The organism is Saccharopolyspora sp. ID03-671, from assembly GCF_045278815.1.
GTDB lineage: Bacteria > Actinomycetota > Actinomycetes > Mycobacteriales > Pseudonocardiaceae > Saccharopolyspora > Saccharopolyspora ipomoeae.
The window spans coordinates 7,084,423-7,101,526 of record NZ_CP134054.1; the positions used below are offsets into that span (position 1 = coordinate 7,084,423).

14 protein-coding genes are annotated in these 17,104 nt (G+C 64.8%); 11 read left to right on the forward strand and 3 right to left on the reverse strand.

Annotated features, from left to right (window positions below; translation table 11 throughout):
• Window positions 1-17: 17 nt before the first annotated feature.
• Window positions 18-200: a hypothetical protein gene (locus REH65_RS32955; protein WP_406690628.1), complete on the forward strand. Its 183-nt coding sequence runs from the start codon at window positions 18-20 to the stop codon at window positions 198-200.
• Between the two features lie 71 nt (window positions 201-271).
• Window positions 272-943, forward strand: coding sequence for a TlpA family protein disulfide reductase (locus REH65_RS32960; protein ID WP_406690629.1), 672 nt, complete (start codon window positions 272-274; stop codon window positions 941-943).
• Between the two features lie 93 nt (window positions 944-1,036).
• Here the strand turns inward: REH65_RS32960 and REH65_RS32965 are convergent, their stop codons facing one another.
• Together REH65_RS32965 and sbnA are read right to left on the reverse strand one after the other, a co-directional pair.
• Entirely contained in the window at window positions 1,037-3,535 is a 2,499-nt protein-coding gene (locus REH65_RS32965) for an MFS transporter (RefSeq protein WP_406690630.1), read from the reverse strand.
• Window positions 3,532-4,512, reverse strand: a complete 981-nt coding sequence (gene sbnA, locus REH65_RS32970) for a 2,3-diaminopropionate biosynthesis protein SbnA (protein WP_406690631.1) — start codon at window positions 4,510-4,512, stop codon at window positions 3,532-3,534. Before sbnA ends, REH65_RS32965 begins: the two co-directional genes overlap by 4 nt.
• Window positions 4,513-6,665: 2,153 nt before the next feature.
• Between sbnA and REH65_RS32975 the strand changes: the two genes are divergently transcribed.
• The 8 genes from REH65_RS32975 to REH65_RS33010 all read left to right on the forward strand — a co-directional run bounded on the left by REH65_RS32975 (window position 6,666) and on the right by REH65_RS33010 (window position 14,867).
• Window positions 6,666-7,469: a transporter substrate-binding domain-containing protein gene (locus REH65_RS32975; protein ID WP_406690632.1), complete on the forward strand. Its 804-nt coding sequence runs from the start codon at window positions 6,666-6,668 to the stop codon at window positions 7,467-7,469.
• Between the two features lie 31 nt (window positions 7,470-7,500).
• Window positions 7,501-8,145, forward strand: a complete 645-nt coding sequence (locus REH65_RS32980; RefSeq protein ID WP_406690633.1) for an amino acid ABC transporter permease — start codon at window positions 7,501-7,503, stop codon at window positions 8,143-8,145.
• 2 nt (window positions 8,146-8,147) lie between these two features.
• A complete protein-coding gene (locus tag REH65_RS32985; protein WP_406690634.1) occupies window positions 8,148-8,969 on the forward strand; it encodes an amino acid ABC transporter ATP-binding protein in 822 nt (273 codons plus the stop codon).
• A complete protein-coding gene (locus REH65_RS32990; protein ID WP_406690635.1) occupies window positions 8,966-10,159 on the forward strand; it encodes an aminotransferase class V-fold PLP-dependent enzyme in 1,194 nt (397 codons plus the stop codon). The genes REH65_RS32985 and REH65_RS32990 overlap by 4 nt, the downstream gene beginning before the upstream one ends.
• A gap of 309 nt (window positions 10,160-10,468) precedes the next feature.
• Window positions 10,469-11,611: a prolipoprotein diacylglyceryl transferase gene (locus REH65_RS32995; protein ID WP_406690636.1), complete on the forward strand. Its 1,143-nt coding sequence runs from the start codon at window positions 10,469-10,471 to the stop codon at window positions 11,609-11,611.
• 517 nt (window positions 11,612-12,128) lie between these two features.
• Window positions 12,129-12,848 (forward strand): DUF2218 domain-containing protein, encoded by a 720-nt coding sequence (locus REH65_RS33000; protein ID WP_406690637.1) that lies wholly within the window; start codon window positions 12,129-12,131, stop codon window positions 12,846-12,848.
• A complete protein-coding gene (locus REH65_RS33005) occupies window positions 12,845-13,657 on the forward strand; it encodes an alpha/beta fold hydrolase (protein WP_406690638.1) in 813 nt (270 codons plus the stop codon). The genes REH65_RS33000 and REH65_RS33005 overlap by 4 nt, the downstream gene beginning before the upstream one ends.
• Window positions 13,658-13,817: 160 nt before the next feature.
• A complete protein-coding gene (locus REH65_RS33010; RefSeq protein WP_406690639.1) occupies window positions 13,818-14,867 on the forward strand; it encodes a right-handed parallel beta-helix repeat-containing protein in 1,050 nt (349 codons plus the stop codon).
• Between the two features lie 69 nt (window positions 14,868-14,936).
• Here the strand turns inward: REH65_RS33010 and REH65_RS33015 are convergent, their stop codons facing one another.
• Entirely contained in the window at window positions 14,937-15,236 is a 300-nt protein-coding gene (locus REH65_RS33015) for a hypothetical protein (RefSeq protein ID WP_406690640.1), read from the reverse strand.
• Between the two features lie 39 nt (window positions 15,237-15,275).
• Between REH65_RS33015 and lnt the strand changes: the two genes are divergently transcribed.
• Window positions 15,276-16,931, forward strand: coding sequence for an apolipoprotein N-acyltransferase (lnt, locus tag REH65_RS33020; protein ID WP_406693287.1), 1,656 nt, complete (start codon window positions 15,276-15,278; stop codon window positions 16,929-16,931).
• The last annotated feature ends 173 nt before the right edge of the window (window positions 16,932-17,104 follow it).

Below are 17,104 nucleotides of genomic sequence, written 5' to 3' on the forward strand. Positions count from 1 at the left end.
ACGTGGAGGTGTCGAAAATGGAGTCGCTGACGTTGCTGGCCTTGCTGGCGTGCCCCATCGGTATGGGCGTCATGATGTGGTTGATGATGCGCGGGCAGCGGCACGGTCCGCAGCCCACCGTTCAGCATCATGATGTCGAGATCGCGCGGTTGCGTGCTGAAGTGGATCAGCTTCGAGCTGCCGAGCGGGATGCCCGTTGAACCCTCCCGTGGTGGCCCGTTGAGGTGGTGGCAGAGTCGCCGATCAGGTGGGGCGGCCAAAGCGGAGGTGCATGAGCGTGCGCGGGTGGGGTCGCGAAATCCGAGTGACGATTGTGGTGATTGTGCTCGCCGTGGCGGGAGGGATCGCTTTGTGGCCACGGGATTCCGCCGTCCCGCCAGGAGGAAATGACCTGGGTGGTCCTCTGCCTCGAAGCGGTCGAACAACTGTGCTGGAAAGCGATGATGTGCTGGCGTCGTTGCGGCAGAGGGCCGCATTGTTGCCGTGTCCCACCGCCGGCGAAGGTGCACGGGGGGCCGGACCTCTGGCTGGTGTGGTTGTTCCTTGCCTCGGCGATACGCGACCAGTGGAGTTGAGTGCTGCGCTCGCCGGCAGACCGGCTCTGTTGAACGTGTGGGCATCGTGGTGCCTGCCGTGTCGGGAAGAAATGCCCGCCTTGGCGGAGTATGCGAACAGGGCGGAAGCGATCCCGGTCGTGGGCATCAACGTGCAGGATCGCGGATCCGCGGCATTGGAGCTGATCTCTGAAGTCGGGGTGCACTACCCGTCAGTCGTAGACGTGAACGGACAGCTCCAAGGCGCGCTGCAGGTGCCTCCCGTTCTTCCGGTCACGTATCTGCTGCGCCCCGACGGCAGCCTGCAACGCATCAGCGAGCCTGCCACCTTCAGCACCGCCGACGAGGTCGCAGACGCCGTGCGACGGTACATGCCGACGGGCGGCTGACATGCGCACCCGCCCGAGGTGCGTGGGTGCGAGATGCCTCTGGCCGCGGGGTGTGTCATCAAAACGATCTGCAGTTGTCGCTCAGCCATGAGTTCACCGCTTGCCGGTAGTGCGGAAGACCAGGCCCGGGTGGGGCTTCGGTCCGAATGACGTGGACTTCCGGGGTAGCCGCATACCTGCCGCCGCGGCTGTTCGTAGGTCTTTCTGGGTAGGCGGGGTGAGGAGGACCGCGAAACCTCCCTGCCGTTGGACCCGGCGGACCGCGTTGATCGCGCTCGCGTCGTAAGAGACGTACTCGGGCAAATCAGGGACTCGCCACAGCTCGTCGATCAGCAGATTGTGCAGGACCGACAGGTGCATCGGCCGAAGCGACGGCGGGCAGTTGTTGAGGCTTGCGTCCAAGAGCGCTTGGTTCGGCTCGCTCAGCAGGAAAGCACCTCTTGGCGTGGCCACAACAAAGGCAGGTCCGCCGCGTGCGTGCTCTTTGAGCACAGGTAGCCATTGTCGGAGTTCTCCGCGCAGTGGTCGAATGCGGAATCGGGTAGATGCAGCCTTCAACGCAGCCTGCGGATCCGTGTACGGGAGAACGCGGTGCATGGGCGCCAGCTGCATCGGATTGCGTTTGACGTCAACCAGTAGCCCTGCAATGTAGTCCCACGGCCCTGGTCCGTTGCCTGTGGCGTAGTACTCGCGGCGGAGCTGCCGTGCTGCGGCGTGACGGTGGTGGCCGTCGGCGATGAAGGCAGCACGGCCCGCCATCTCGCCGATGACCTCGTCCTGCGCGCTGCGGTCGCTGATGCGCCATACGCGGTGCAGTTGTCCGTCGTCGGCGAGAATCTCCGACACGGGTGCTGCCCGTGCCGCTCGTGCCAGGCAGGCTGTCGTCCGGCCCTCGCCGGAATAGCCGAGCAGCAGGGGGTCGAGGTTCATCGCACCTTCGTGCATGAGGTCGACTATGCGGTCGATGCGTTCGGAAATTACGTCTTCGTGGGGGAGGAGTCCGCTGTCGAGGTGAACTGCTCCGAGCACGCCGCGCAACGTTCCCCGCGGGCCGCTCTGCTCGTAGGCGTAGAAGGCCGGCTGGTGGTCGCGGAAGAGCGTGCCGCTTCGCTGCCAGGCATCGAAGGTGCGTGCAGCTTCATCAGGCGGGGCTTCGCCACTTTGGTCCCACGGCGTGGCATAGCGAGCGGCGAGCGTGCCGAGCCTGTGGGGAGCGATGTGCCAACCGCAGTAGGGGACGATCGTAACGCCGTTGCGAACTGGTTCAGTGATGACGGGTAGCGACAAGGTCTCGTCCGCCGTCGGCTCGGACTGTCCTTCGGTGACCTCGTCGTCGAGCTCGTCCATCGAGTACTTCTCGGCACGTGTCGGCCCGAGCGCCAAGATGGCACCGAGCCCGCCCATTGCGGCCATCACGAGGACCGTTCCGGCTACCGGAAGTGCCCCCACCATCGGGCCGGCCAGCAGTGGGCCGGCAGATTGACCGATGAGGAGGTAGCTGTTGGCGGTGCTGACGAAGGCGCTCTTGTTCTCACTCGGTGCGTGCTTGCTGAAGTGCAGGAAGAGGGACTGGGCGAGTGCTGCGAAGCAGAAGCCTTGTGCTAGCCGGAACGGGATGAGCGCGAACGGGTCGAGCGGCAAGCTGAGGATCGCGATGCTTGCAGCGCATCCCGCCGCCGCGAGGGCGAACGTGCGCAGCGGGCGCTGAGTGAGGTCGTTGTGCTTGCCCCACCAGAACGACCCGATCAAGGTCGCGCCCCACATCACGGAGTGGAGCACACCAACCCACAGGCTCGCAGCGTTGGGCTCGGGGACGATTTCGCGGACGTGTTCGGCGAAGACCGGGATGAGTCCGTAGACACCGAAGTATGCGCACGCTGCCGCCATCGCCAGTGGAACAGCATTCGGCACCCGCATCGCCGACGGACGTGCGCGGTCCCTCTTCGGTGAGACGGCTTCCTTACCGGGTTCCCGTTGGGGTTCGTGTAGGCCGATTGCGCATGCGATGGCTAGTAGTGTTGCGGTGCCGGCGATGGTGATCATGAGTTGGGGTAGTCCGCCGGTGCCGATGAGGAGTCCGCCGGCGATGGGGCCGGCGAGTGCTCCGGCTGCGGTGGCGCTGAAGGATTTGCCGAGGGATGAGCCGCGTTTTTTGTCGGATCCGGTTGATCCGGCGAAGGCTGCGGCGGCTTCGACGACGCCGCCGAGGGTGCCTTGGAGGAGGCGTCCGGCGACGAGGAGTAGTGGGGTGGTGGCGGTGGCCATGACGAGCATGGCCACTGCGAGTCCGACCAGGGCGCGTACGACCATCCATTTGCGGCCGATTCGGTCGCCGAGTCGGCCCCAGAGTGGTGTGGCGATGGTGAGGGCTAGGGCGGGGGCGGCGATGGCCACTCCCGCCCAGGTTTGGGTTTCGGTGGTGCTGTTGGTGCCGATCTGTTCGAGGTAGAAGGGCATGATCGGTACCAGCATCATCAGGCCGGCGGTGTTGACGAACTGCCCCGCCCACAGCAGCACCAGATTCCAACGACCGCCGTCCGAAGCATGATGCCCTGGTCTTCCCTGCGGTTTGGCCTGGAGTGTGCGGGTCATGAGGTGACCGCCGCTTCCGGCTCCTGCCACGGGTCTGGGAGATTCGCGACCCACTCGTCGTTGTAGACCAGGTCGAGGTAACGCTCACCCCGGTCCGGCAGGACCGTGACGATGCGCGCTGGCTCATCCAGCCTCGAGATCAGATGTTCGATGCCCGCGATGGCCGCACCGGCGGAGCCCCCAGCGAAGATCTTCTCCGTGCTCAACAGACGTCGGCATCCCGCTGCCGATTCCGCGTCGGCAACATGCAGAACGCGGTCGATTTCCTCCTCGTTGAGGATCTCGGGCACCCGGCTGGCGCCGAATCCCGGGATCTGGCGGGGCGCAGCTGGCGCTCCGAAGATGACGGAACCGATGGCGTCCACGGCGACGACCTTGAGCCTGGGGTGTTCCGTGCGGAGGCGACGCGCGATCCCCTGAATGGAACCCGTGGTGGACACCGCCGCCACGAGGTAGTCCACCGGCTCTTCCACGGCCCGGAGGATTTCCTCACCTGCTGTCTCGTGGTAGGCGCGCCAGTTGAGCTCGTTGGCGTACTGGTTGATCTGCACCGCATTCGGGGTCGTCTCGACCAGTTCGCGGGCGCGGCGGACTCGGGTGTGCAGGTAACCGCCCGCTTCGTCGGGCTCGGTCACCATCTCGACATCGGCACCGAAGAGTTCCAAGAGTCGCAGGTTCGTCGGCGACGTCTTCGGGTCCACCACGGCGGTGAAGGAAAGGCCATGCAGGTCGGCCACCATCGCCAGGGCGATGCCCAGGTTCCCGGACGTGCTCTCCACCAACCGCATGCCGGGCCGAAGGGTTCCATCCCGAAGCCCTTGCTCGACGATGAACCGTGCCGGACGGTCCTTCATGCTGCCGCCGGGATTGAGCATCTCAAGCTTGGCGAGCACTTCCACGTCGGGTTCGGGAAAGCATCGGTTGAGCCGGACCATCGGGGTCGAGCCAACGCAGTCGATCACGGAATCGTGGATCACGCGAACCTCCTGATTTTGGGCGCACGCCGACGACAAGACCGGGTGCGAGAAGATGAGATAAGGACGAACTCGTGCGCGTGAAAACGGCGCGCTCGTGTACCGATATCCCAGGTTCGGGATGGCGGTTGCGCGCTGGACTGGCGTGCTCATCGCGGGCTTCGGCAGTGCCGCTGAAAGCGGGCAACTGCACTAGGTTCGAAATTCGGGTTGGATTACCCCGACGTTCACCTGAACGAGCACTGCCTGATGTGAATCAGGTTCGCGAGATGCTCGCGAGTGACAGAAAAGCCCTGCTGGACGGTATCCAACTCGGCCTTGACGGCCACTTTCGGAGGGATGAGCTCCATGCGAAAAGGCGAGTGGAGCTTCCGCTTGCGAAAGTGGCAGCGGCTAGAGCTAGGAGAAGAAACGCCAGGTCAAGAAGCTTCTCGGAGGGTGATCGGCCGGATGCGAGGCTGAGGTAGTGCGGGCTTGCGTCGCAGTAGGGGCCTTCGTGGCCCTGCTCATCGTGATCCGTTGACAGGGTGTCATCGACAAACGTCGGTGCTGCCGTATGAACGGCTCCTGCGGTGTGGTGCGTGTCGTCATGGGCAGCAGCAAAAGCTGATGTCAGCATTTCGCTCGCGTGACCGGGAAGGCAATGTGCTGGCAGCAGGACAAATGGGACAACGAGGAAGCACAGTAGCAGGGAAAGCGCAAGAAGCTTCCCCCAACTGTGTGGCCCTGCGGTTGGCTTCCTCACGGCCACCACACTAGAAGTGAGTTCGGAAGCTCGCTAACTGGCACGTCATCTCTCGCACGATGGTTTCCTGCATGAGGCGAAGGCATTTCAGTTTCGAAGTCGCTCGGTAAGCCGCAACCAAGTTCAAGTGCTAATCCGGGAGGAGCGGAGTCGCATACTACCGACGATAGTCGATCATCGTGCGTAGCTGTCGTCCGGGTAGGGGTTCGGGCTCATGGTGTGTTGGGGTCGCGTGCAACTACAGGAATCGTCGCAGGTCGAAGGGCTGGGCGTTGACCTCGACCAGCTTCGGCGTCTGGTTGGGGACGGGCAGCGCGCCGGAAAGCACCGCGGTGGTGTCGGCCATGTACGGGCAGCGACACGACGCTGCGGTAGTTCGGGCTCTACGTGGTCGTGTTTGAGCTCGCTTCGAGGGCTCCAGTCGGTGGCGTCGGCGCGGCTGAGCGTTCCTGCCGTGAGGTCAGCTCGATGACGCCGACGGTCTCTTCGCTGGGGCCTGCGTCGCCGGCGGGCTGTTCCTGCCCGCTGCGCGTCCGTCGGGTGCCCGGCCTGCAAAGGCGTCGTTTTGCTGCCACGAATCTCCGCCTCGATCGTGGTTTGGGTGCTGATCTCGCCTTTGATCAGAATTGGATCGTTTATGTCGCTGGCGGCTCTTCTCCGGCGAGCAGGCTCGCTTACCGTCAGCAGGCGTTCGCGGTGGGGCCGGCTGCGTCGGCTCGCGCAGGGCTGACCGCGGCCCGCTTGCGAAGGCTTCTTGCTCGCCGGGTCCGGATGGTTGTTCTGGAAGCAGTTGTCGAACGTTGCGATCGGGGCGCGATTGCTGGCGCACCCTGGAAGCGCTTCCTTCCTCCTCGCGCCCGGCGTCCTCGTCTGCTTTCGCAATCCGCTAGACCCGAGGGGGGTATAGCAGTCACGTGCTGACCGGGGCGGAGGTGCCTGGTTCGCAGGCCCCTGGACCTGCGCTTATCGGGTTGGGAGCAATCATCCGTGTCCGAGTTGTCGATCCAAGCGAGATCACGCTCAGTGGCCTTGATTGCATAGTGCCAGGTAGAGGGGCGTCCACTATCGACCTTCTGGGCCTTCCGTGGTATCCAGCTGGTTCGCTCCGACGTGGTCGTCCGCTTCGCTCGTTTCGGTGAAGCGTTGACCACATACCGTACGGGGGCATACAGTCCATTCACTCGCGAGAGCCAGAATGAAAGATCCGACCGGCCAACGGATACACGTTGTTGACCGCCGGGTCACGTGCAACGGGGCCTCAGGTCCGATGATCGATAGTTGATGGACGCGGGGCCATCGCTATGCACACGAGTCCCGCAACCTGGCCGTTGTTCCTTCGTGCGAGGAAGAGGCGAGCGGTATGAACAGAACTCGCTCTGGTAGATATCGCAGATTATTATCCTTATCGCTGTTGGCGCCGTTGATGGCCATCCTGGCCGCATGTTCTGGCGGGGGTGGTTCGGCAGCTGGTGACGTGCTTTCGCAGGTGCGGCAGAGCGGTACGCTCCGGGTGGCCCTTACTCAAGCGAACCCGCCGTGGAACTTCGTCGACAGTGGCGGGAAACCGGTGGGCTACGACGTCGACGTCGCGCGCGAACTCGCGAAGCGGTTGGGCGTCGGCAACGTTGAGTTCGTTGCTTCCAACTTCCAGAGCTTCATCGAAGGCGTGAGAGCCAACCGGTTCGACATCGTGATTTCTGGGCAGACGATCACCGCGGAGCGCGCGCAGCAGGTGGACTTCTCCCGTCCGTATCAGGTCAATGGCGTCTCGGTGTTCGTAGGCCCGAACAACAACGAGGTTCGTGGTGCCAGCGATCTCGCTGACAAGACGATCGCGGTGTCCGCCGGCACTTCGCAGGAGTCCTACGTCCGCGAGAAGGTCCCGGGGGCTCAGCCCAAGACCTACCAGAACGCCACGCTCGGCTTGACCGATCTGGCTCGCGGCAATGCGGATGCGATGCTCGTCTCCCGCTTCCAGGGCGCATACTTGGCCAGCAACAACAAACTTCCCGTCAAACCAGTGGGGGAGCTGTTGGACCGCGAGGTCAACGGCATGTCGTTCCGCAAGAACGCTGGAGGGTTCAAGCCCGCGGTCGATCAGGCCATCAACGACATGATCAACGACGGCACGCTCGCGGCGATATCGAAGAAGTGGCTGGGCGGGCTCGACATGGCGGCTGAGCTCAAGCAGATCCCGGCGCAGCCTCCTAACTGACCGCGATCTGCTCAGCTGAAAGGAGGAGATCGTGGACTTGATCTCCAACTCCATTCCGCTTCTGTTGCAAGGCTTGGGAATTACTCTCTTTCTCGGTGTGGCGTCCTTTGTGCTCGGCAGCATCTTGGGAGCGCTGATCGCGCTTGCCCGGCTGTCGCGATTCAGGTTGCTGCGCGCGGTGGCTATCGCGTACGTCTCCGTGTTCCGGGGGACGCCACTGCTCATCCAGATCATGATTCTCTACTTCGGACTTCCGCAGATCGGCGTGCAGATATCGCCGATCCCCTCGTCCATCCTGGCCCTGACCCTGTTCGCGGCGGCTTATCTGAGTGAAAACTTCCGCGGCGGGATCCTGGGAGTGGACAAGGGGCAATGGGAGGCTGCCTCGTCGATGGGACTGCCGTACTGGCGGACCTTCCGGCGGGTGGTGGCGCCGCAGGCGGCACGCATCGCCACCCCCGCGGTGGGAGGGCGGTTCATCGCGCTGATGAAGGACACTTCGCTTGCGTCAGTGGTCACCGTCGTGGAGCTCACACGGGTTGCCGAGAGCGTCGGAAGCTCCACGTTCCGTTACATGGAGGCGTTCTTTCTCGCCGGCGCGGTCTACTGGCTGATCAACAATGTGCTCTCCGTGGGCCAGGGAGCTCTGGAACGACGGCTGGGAAGGGCATACTGATCATGAATGAGTCGCCAATCCGAGTACATGAGTTACGCAAGTGTTTTGGCGAGTTGGAAGTCCTCAAGGGCATCGACATGTCGGTCTCCCGTGGCGAGGTCGTGGTGCTCATGGGCCCATCCGGCTCGGGTAAGACCACGCTGCTGAGGTGTATGAACCTCCTAGAGGAACCGGACAGCGGTCGGGTGGAGATCTGCGGATGTTCCGTCGAATGCGGAGCCAAGGCGGCGCAGAAACGTCAGCGGAATCGGCTGGTGATGCAGGCCAGGCGCCACACGGCCATGGTCTTCCAGCACTTCAACTTGTTCCCGCACATGTCAGCGCTGGCCAATGTGATCGAGGGTGCTCGCTACGTGCGCGGCCTGTCGAAAGCACAAGCTGTTGAGCTCGGTGAGAAGCTGTTGGATCGTGTCGGGCTCGCTGACAAACGCGACGCCTATCCTTCGCGTCTGTCGGGCGGGCAGAAGCAGCGCGTCGCCATCGCTCGCTCACTCGCCATGGAGCCTGAGGTCGTGTTGTTCGACGAGCCCACCTCGGCGCTGGATCCCGAACTGCGCTCGGAGGTCCTGGAGGTGATGCGTGAGCTCGCTGATGACGGCCTCACGATGGTGGTCGTGACGCATGAGACGCAGTTCGCCCGCGGCCTGGCGGATCGCGTGGTGCTGATGGAAGGCGGTGTCATGCTGGAAGAGGCCGAGCCGAGCGTGTTCTTCACAAATCCCAGCAACCCCAGGACCCGATCGTTCCTTCGGCTACTCGAACATTCCGAGCCTTGGACAGAACCTCTGCCCAAGCCCCGGTCAGCTGAACAGGAGCACGTATGACCAGCGAGTCCTTCGACGTGACACGTGCGCGGCGGGACACGCCGGGCTGCACCAACGTCATCCACCTGAACAACGCCGGAGCATCCTTGATGCCTTCCCCGGTGCTGGATGCGACGGTGGAATATCTGCACCAAGAGGCGAACATCGGTGGCTACGAGGCTGCTGCGGCATCGGCACGCGCGATCGATGGCGTCTACACCTCTGCGGCCTCCTTGTTGGGTTGCGCGACAGACGAGATCGCCGTCGTGGACAGCGCAACGAGGGCTTGGGACATGGCCTTCTACTCGATCCCGTTCCAGCGCGGCGATCGAATCCTGACCAGTACCGCGGAATACGCGAGCAACTTCATCAGCTACCTCCAACTCGCGCAGCGGTTCGATCTCACCGTTGATGTCGTGCCCAACGATGAAACCGGGCAGCTTTCCGTTGAAGCGCTGGAGAACATGATGGACGACCGGGTGCGGCTGATCTCTCTGACCCACGTGCCGACGAACTGCGGCCTGGTCAACCCCGCAGTCGAAGTGGGTCGGGTCGCCCGTGAGGCTGGTGTGCTCTACCTGCTCGACGCCTGCCAATCCGCAGGTCAGATCCCGCTCGATGTTGACGTGATCGGTTGCGACATGCTCTCGATCACTGGCCGCAAGTACCTGCGTGGCCCGAGGGGAACCGGCTTGCTCTACGTCCGGCGGAAGGTTCTCGAAGAACTGACGCCGCCCATGCTGGACTTGCGCGCCGCAACCTGGACATCGTCGGACACCTACGAACTGGCCCCGGGCGCTCGTCGATTCGAGACCTGGGAGTGCAACTACGCAGCGAAGGTCGGTCTGGGAGCGGCGATCGACTATGCGCTGGAGTGGGGCCTGGCCGCCATCCAATCCCGGGTCAACGCGCTGGCGAACGAACTCAGAGCACGGCTGTCGGGCTTCGCCGGGGTTGAGATTCGTGATCACGGCGCAGACCGGTGCGGGATCGTGGCCTTCACCGCCGATGGGGTTGCGCCGATGGAGGTGAAGGAAAGCCTCAGCAACGACGGGATCAACGTCAGTGTCTCGCGCGCGCCCTCGACACGGCTCGACATGGAGACTCGCGGGCTCGACGCGGTGGTGCGGGCGTCGGTGCACTACTACAACACGACTCAAGAACTCGACGAGTTCGAGCGCGTGCTGGCGAAGCTCCTCTCGAACCAATGAGCTATCGGCGCCACCTCGTTGGCGTTTCGTCGATCGCGCACTGCCACACCGCCACCCTACTAGGTGTAATAGTAGGGTGGCGGTAGGCAGAGCTGTTGGGTGACAGGAGCGTCCTGAATCCGGCTAACTCGGATGTAGCTCTGCCGGGAAGGACCGGTCGTGGGCAAGAAACCGCGAAAGAGGACGGCCAGCGTTCGTTCGTCTGGCCCGAGTCAGCAGCCGCACCAGGCGAGTGGGATCCCGCCAGCGCTGGCAGGTCGCGCCGTGCAGGGGTCGACACCGGTCACGAGGGCATCAGCGGAGACGACGGTGCGGTCCGAGGTCACACCCGAGCGTGAGGCGAGAGAGCAGTCGCAAGTGACGCATGGTGCGGCTGAACCGGCGCAGTCGGGCGCCGGCGGCTGCGCTTCGGCGATTGCCGAGGTCGAACCGCAGGCTGTGGCCGTGACCTACTGGGTCGACCCGGTGCCCTCGCCCAAGCCCTACACGCTGACGATTCGGTTCGCCGGCACCCGCATCGGGATCAAGGGCTCACGACAGCCGCGTGATCGTTTCGAGAAGATCGAGCAGTTCCACGGGATCGCCGCGGCTCGAGGGCCGGTCGCGGTCACGACGAGGGTGTCCGGACTCAACGCAGGTCAATGGCGAGTGACCGCGACCCCCATCAAGCAGGACGGGGCAGACGATCCATACGCGCCCGACGTCAAGCTCCTCTCGCACCGCACCGTGACGGCACGAACACGCTACGCACCATTGGTGCAAGGCCCCGGCGTACGACTCCCGAGCTGGCCCACCCTGGTTGGCGTCGGCGCGATTGTCGCCATCGCGCTACAGACGCTGCTGTTGGCCCGTGAGAACGTCAGCGTTCTGAGCGCCGTCGCGCTCTCGCTGTTCGCATGCGTCGTCGGTGTCGCCGGCGCCAAGGGCTGGTGGCTCGGCCTGCACCGGAAGCACCCACGCCACTTCATGACGGCCGGGGCCTGCATTCAAGGTTTCTTGGTCGGGGCCTTCGCCGTCGTGCTGCTCGGTGCAGCGATCTTTCAGCTCCCGGTCGGAACCTTGTTGGACGCGACCGCGCCAGGGGTCTTCCTCGGGATGGCGATCGGCCGTCCAGGCTGCTTCCTCACCGGCTGCTGCGCCGGTCGTCCGACCAGTTCGAAGTGGGGACTGTGGTCTTCTGATCGGCGTATTGCGATTCGACGCTTCCCCGTCCAGCTCGTAGAGGCTGCGATGGCCCTGCTGATCGGGCTCGTGGCCTTGTACGTGGTGCTGCAGGGCCATCCCACTGTCCGTGGCGCGGTGTTCGTCGGAGCGATCGCGATCTACACCTTCGGCAGGCAGCTGCTGTTCCCGCTCCGCAGTGAGTCGCGGACCAAGAAAGGGCGCGTAGTGACCATGGCGGCCTGTGCGATGGTTTTCGTTGCGGATGTGGCTGTGCTCGCGATTGCTTGATGTTGGGCGGGGACAGTTGAGGGAGCGCGCGTCAGGAGGGAGGGCGTAGCCCCGCCAAGGTGATTTGGACGAGGCGGTGGACCGCTGCGGACGAGGGTAGGTCACCGGCGGCGGTGAGGGCGTGCAGGCGGTAGCGGATCAGTTTCTTCGGGCGCGATGTCGCTGCGGATCTGCCTGGCCCGGGCCACCTCGCTGATCAAGTCACGGACCATGGCGTGAAGGTGCCGTTGCTCGTGGACAGCATGGTCATCTCCGGAGTATGCGTGTCGCCCCCGGCGTGACACTCTGTCCGGAGGGAGACAGTTTGTATCGATCAGATTGGGGTGTCGCGACGGTCCGGGCGGTGTCGAACGCCGAGCAGTCGGCCACGGATCTGCACTGCACTTCGGGCGTCGTTTCGACCGCGGGTTCCGGCCCGGGGGCCGGTACACGCGCTCGGGTCGTCGGCATCAGGATCTGACCATTTGCTAGGCGCACGGCCTTGAGTACCTGCGCCGCAGATCAGGAAAGGAATGCCATGCTCATCGCAGAAGCCCGTGTCCCGACTGACCGCGCGAGCCGCTATCTCGTTCAGTTGTGCCGGCACATCGACCACATGCGCCGGATGCGGCATCAGCCGCCTACCCATCACGGCGGTGGTCTGATGCCCCCCGGCGTGGACCACGTGGACTACTCCGACACCTATGGGAGCGTTCGCTTTGCGGAGGGCCGCTGCACCCTGGAGGCCGCCGAGGGCATCCTGACGCTTCGCGTTCAAGCAGCCGATGAGGCCATCCTGCGGCGACTCCAGGACGGCATCGGCGCCCGCTTGGAGAAGATCGGCCGGCGCAACCAGCTGGTGGTGACCTGGCAACGACTGCCGACGTCCACAACCCCGTCCGGAGAGGAAGCCCCCGGCGCGGCATCTGCACCTGACTCGACAGCCGGAAAGAACCGATGGTGCGGCCGACTCGGCACGCTCGCCCTGGTGGTAGGTGGTGCGTTGGTCATCGCCGTGCACCTGGGGCTCTTCGGACCCGCAGTCTCTGCCGCGGCGTGGGCGGGCTGGACCAGCAACGCCATCGTGGCGATCATCCTGATCAAGGCTGTTTTTGTGGCTGGCCACCTCGTTCTGGGTCGCTTCGCCTTTCGTCAGGGCAAAGCCGTCCACACCCGCTGGAAACTGAGGCGGTCAACCTCCGAAGCAGCCGCGATCTCGTCCGCGGCCGGGAGCGTGCGGAGCGATGAGCGTCCATGACTGTCCTAGGTGTGCCCGGGGCCCGTCTCTACTACGAGGTCCACGGCGATGGCAGGACCATGCTCATGATTCCCGGGGCCAACGGCGTGACTGAGGGTTTCCGCAGGGCGGCCGAGCATTTGGCGGCGCATTACACCGTCGTCCTCTACGACAGGCGTGGCTTTTCCCGAAGCCAGCTCGACGGTCCGCAGGACTACTCCCGCCGTCTGCAGACCGACGCCGACGACGCGCGGCGCCTGATCGAGCACGTCGGTGACGTACCCGCGGTCGTGTTCGGAGCCAGCTCCGGAGGGGTCGTCGCCCTGGACCTACTGACCCGCCACCCCGAGGTGGTGCACACGCTAGTTCCCTTCGAGCCGGCGGCCGTGCTGCAACTGCCCGACGGGCAGCAGTGGGTGGCCTTCTTCCACGAGGTCTACGACCTCTACCGCGAAGCAGGCATCGAGCCGGCCATGAGAAGGTTCCGTCAGCACGCCTTCCCGGACGCGGACCGGCAGGTCATGGCCCGTGCCCCGAAGAACGAAGCCAACGCGAGCTACTGGTTCGAGCACGAACTGCGTCAATACCCCAAAGTCGACCTCGACCTGGACACGCTCGCCTCACGCGCCGAGCGGATCATGCTGGCGGCCGGACGGGAAGCGCGTGGTTACCCGTCCCGTGAAGTCAACGTCGTACTGGGGAGCAAGCTGGGTCTCGACGTCATCGAACTACCCGGCGGTCACGTCGGTTACTTGGCCTACCCCGCTGAGTTCGCACACGAGCTCCTGGATGCTCTTACGCAGGGCGCGTGCGGGCCGAAGAACCACTGAGCGGTGCGCGCGATCGGCCGAGCTCCGAGCACGTCGGGCCGCCCCGTCGTCGCTGCATGAATCGGGGCCAGGCTCTAATCTCGGAAAACAACTGCTCGGGTTTCAGATGGGGAGGGAAACCATGAGCGTCAAGATGTTGATCGCGGTCGTGGGGACGACGGTGGTGCTGCTCGCGGGCGCGTGCACCGGCAGTGGGGGCGGACCCGAGGGGCCGTCCCGGCCGGAACGAGCTCCGGCCGCGGTTGCCCAGCCTCCGCGAGCCCTGCCCCCCATCACCTGCACGCACACCGCGACCGATCCGGAGCAGGCCAGCGCTCTGCTCGCTCAGGCCGCGCCCGGTCAGACTCTGTGCTTCGCGGGCGATCGATTCCACGGCGCCGATTTGAAGGCGACGGCGTCGGGCACTCCGCAGCAACCGATCGTGCTGGTCGGTCGGGATACCACCGTCGGCGCGGTCTCGGTGGAGGCCGACCACGTGATCGTTGACGGCTTCACCACCGTCGACGGCGACGGCCTGACGCTCGACGGGACGGGCCTCACCGCCCGGGGAAACGAAGTGCTGCGTGCGCGCGACGACGGCATCAGCTGCCAGTGCACCCACACGGACATCACGGACAACGTCGTGCGCGAGACGGACGGCACCGGGATCAGGATCGAGGGCGACCGGATCTCCGTGCTGACCAATGACGTGAGCCGTTCGGTCATGCGCGAGTCGAACGATGCCGACGGGATCCGGTTCTTCGGCACCGGACATCGGATCAGCGCCAACAAGGTTCACGACATCTCCGACGACGGTTACCCCGATCCGCCGCACACCGACTGTTTCCAGACCTACGACAACGGCAGTCCGCCCACGAGCGATGTGGAGATCTCCGCGAACACCTGCCACAACGTCGATCAGCAATGCCTGATCGCCACGGCTGAGGAGTCCGGGCAGGACGGCGCTGTCGGCCGCTCCCGCTCGCTGCGGTTCGTCGGCAACACCTGTGCCGTCGGGGGGGCGCAGGCCGTTCTCGTCCGATGGTTCCCCGAGATCACGGTGCGGGACAACGAGATCTCGGGCCCGGTCCTGGCCCGCGGGGTGTACCTCGCGGACGGTTCGACTTCCGCGACGGTCGTCGACAACCGATTCCGCGGTGACTACCGGATGGTCGAGGTGGACGAGAGTTCTCGGCCAGGCCTGCGCGACGAGGGAAACCACCGTTTCTGATGCGGACAACCCTGCCGGCGACAAAGCCCGGCCAGGACCGGGTCGGTGATCGCGCGACATGTGACACTCCTAGCAGAAGTAGTGGTACAGCACGGCCCCGGCTCGCGCCGTGACCTCCTCCGGGACGGAGTCCTCGGTGAGCAGCAGCGTGATCGCGTTCAGGGTCGACCCGACCTCGATCTCCGCGGGCGAGGCCTCCCCTCGGGAGCGCAGCGCCGCGACCCGCGACTCGTGCGTGGAGTACTTGCGTTTGAACCGCTGCAGACCGGGCTGGTCGAGTCCGCTGATTCCCCCAGTCGACCATCCGCAGCCCCTGCTGCGCCGCCCAACGGATACCGGCCCAGTGCGCCAACATCCGGAACTTGACAACAGCCACTATGAAGAATAGTAGAGTGTCGCGACGTGTTGATGGTCGCCCTGGTTAGCAGCAGACGGTGGTGGTGTGGCGACGGTGGAAGGCCGGAGGGGCATACCGATTTCTCGATGTCGACAAGGCGGGGAGATGTGAAAGCGGTCGTGCCTGTCGTGCTGAGGGTTGTGGTGGTGCTCGCCGCCGGCGTTGTTCTGTACGCCAGCTTCCCGCCGCGAGACCTCTGGTGGCTGGCTCCGCTGAGCTTCGCCGGGTGGGCTTCGGTCTTGCACGGGAGAAGGGCGCGGGCCGGTTTCGGTTACGGGTTCTTGTTCGGCTTGGCGTTTCTGCTGCCGTTGTTGGCGTGGGTCTATGCGTTCCTTGGAACAGGGTTCGGGCCTTGGCCTTGGCTGGGCCTTGTTGCGTTGGAGAGTCTTTTCTTCGCTGCAGCCGGGGCGGCTTCGAGCTTCGTCAGCCGTCTGCCGGGCTTCGCCGTGTGGACGGCGTTGATCCTGGTCTGCGCAGAATTGGCCCGCTCCAGGGTGCCCTTCGGCGGCTTCCCCTGGGCTAAGATCGCCTTCAGTCAGCCCACGGGCGTCTTCCTCCCGCTGGCGTCCGTGGGTGGCGCCGTGCTGGTCGGCTTCGCGGTAGCGGTGACCGGCACTGGGCTGGGTCTGTTGGTGATCCGGTGGTCCGAGGTGGGATTCGCCAAGGTCGCGGCATGGCGTGGACCGGCACTGGCGGTCGTGTTGCCTGCCGTTTGTGGCGTTGCCGTGATGCCGCTGATCAGGTCGGATGCGAATGCAGGCGTAGCTCGTGTCGCCGTCGTTCAGGGAAACGCCCCGGACATCGGTCTCGGATTGTTGGGCGAGAGCGACGCCCTGTATGCCAATCACCTCCGCGGCGCTGAACAGCTCGCTGCCGATGTCCGGGACAACCGCGTGCTCAGGCCGGATCTCGTGATCCTCCCCGAGTCCACTAGCTCATGGGGGCCCGAACGGTACGATCCTGGCCTGGCCGGAGTGGCCCGCGAACTCGGTGTGCCTGTCGCAGCCGGGGGGACGGCCGTCAGCCGGGAGGGAGTCCTCAGCAATCGGATCGTCCGCTGGGATCCGCGCAGAGGTTCGACGGACGAGTACGTCAAACAACAGCTGGTCCCGTTCGGGGAATACATGCCGTTGCGCGAGTTGGCCGCTTATGTCACCCCGTTCGCCGACAGCCGTGACATGGCTCCCGGCCGCGGTCCCGGGGTGTTCCCGATGGGGCCCGCGCGAGTGGGGCTCGCCAACTGCTACGAAGTCGCCTACGACTACGTGCTGCGGGATGCCACCCGCTCCGGGGCGACTTTGCTCGCGGTCCCGTCGAACAACGCCTGGTACGGACGTACCGAGATGACCTACCAGCAGTTGGCCATGGCTCAGGTGCGTGCCGTTGAAAACGGTCGCTCAGTGCTCGTCGCTGCCAATAGCGGAGTCAGTGCGATCGTGCGGCCGGATGGCCGTGTCACGCAGCAAACTGGCCAGTTCACTGCGGAAACGCTGGTCTCGCAGGTGCCCCTGAGATCGACGTTGACGCTGGCCACTCGGCTTGGTGAGGCCCCGGATTGGCTGGTGGCGATAGCGTCCGTGGTCGGCCTCGGCTGGGCGGGTTGGCGACGGCTTGCCCGGAGGCGACGCAATAGGACCGCGCGTTATCCGCCGCTGAACTGTCGATAGGCGTGTGACACTCTGCATACCCGGAAGGGGTACCGTGGTTCTCCAGTACTATGAGAACTAGTACAAAAATCTGGAGAGGACGGTGCACATGTCGGCGGCTTTCCATGAGCGTCCAGCGTCAGGGTCGGGGCGCAACCGAGGGGTCATGAACAGGCGTGGGTTCCTAGGGTTGA

Bases quoted from the DNA above. Each gene is read 5' to 3' on its own strand.
- REH65_RS32955 (WP_406690628.1), top strand. From the start codon at position 18: ATGGAGTCGCTGACGTTGCTGGCCTTGCTGGCGTGCCCCATCGGTATG.
- REH65_RS32960 (WP_406690629.1), top strand. From the start codon at position 272: ATGAGCGTGCGCGGGTGGGGTCGCGAAATCCGAGTGACGATTGTGGTG.
- REH65_RS32965 (WP_406690630.1), bottom strand. From the start codon at position 3,535: ATGACCCGCACACTCCAGGCCAAACCGCAGGGAAGACCAGGGCATCAT.
- REH65_RS32985 (WP_406690634.1), top strand. From the start codon at position 8,148: ATGAATGAGTCGCCAATCCGAGTACATGAGTTACGCAAGTGTTTTGGC.
- REH65_RS32990 (WP_406690635.1), top strand. From the start codon at position 8,966: ATGACCAGCGAGTCCTTCGACGTGACACGTGCGCGGCGGGACACGCCG.
- REH65_RS33000 (WP_406690637.1), top strand. From the start codon at position 12,129: ATGCTCATCGCAGAAGCCCGTGTCCCGACTGACCGCGCGAGCCGCTAT.
- REH65_RS33005 (WP_406690638.1), top strand. From the start codon at position 12,845: ATGACTGTCCTAGGTGTGCCCGGGGCCCGTCTCTACTACGAGGTCCAC.
- lnt (WP_406693287.1), top strand. From the start codon at position 15,276: ATGGTCGCCCTGGTTAGCAGCAGACGGTGGTGGTGTGGCGACGGTGGA.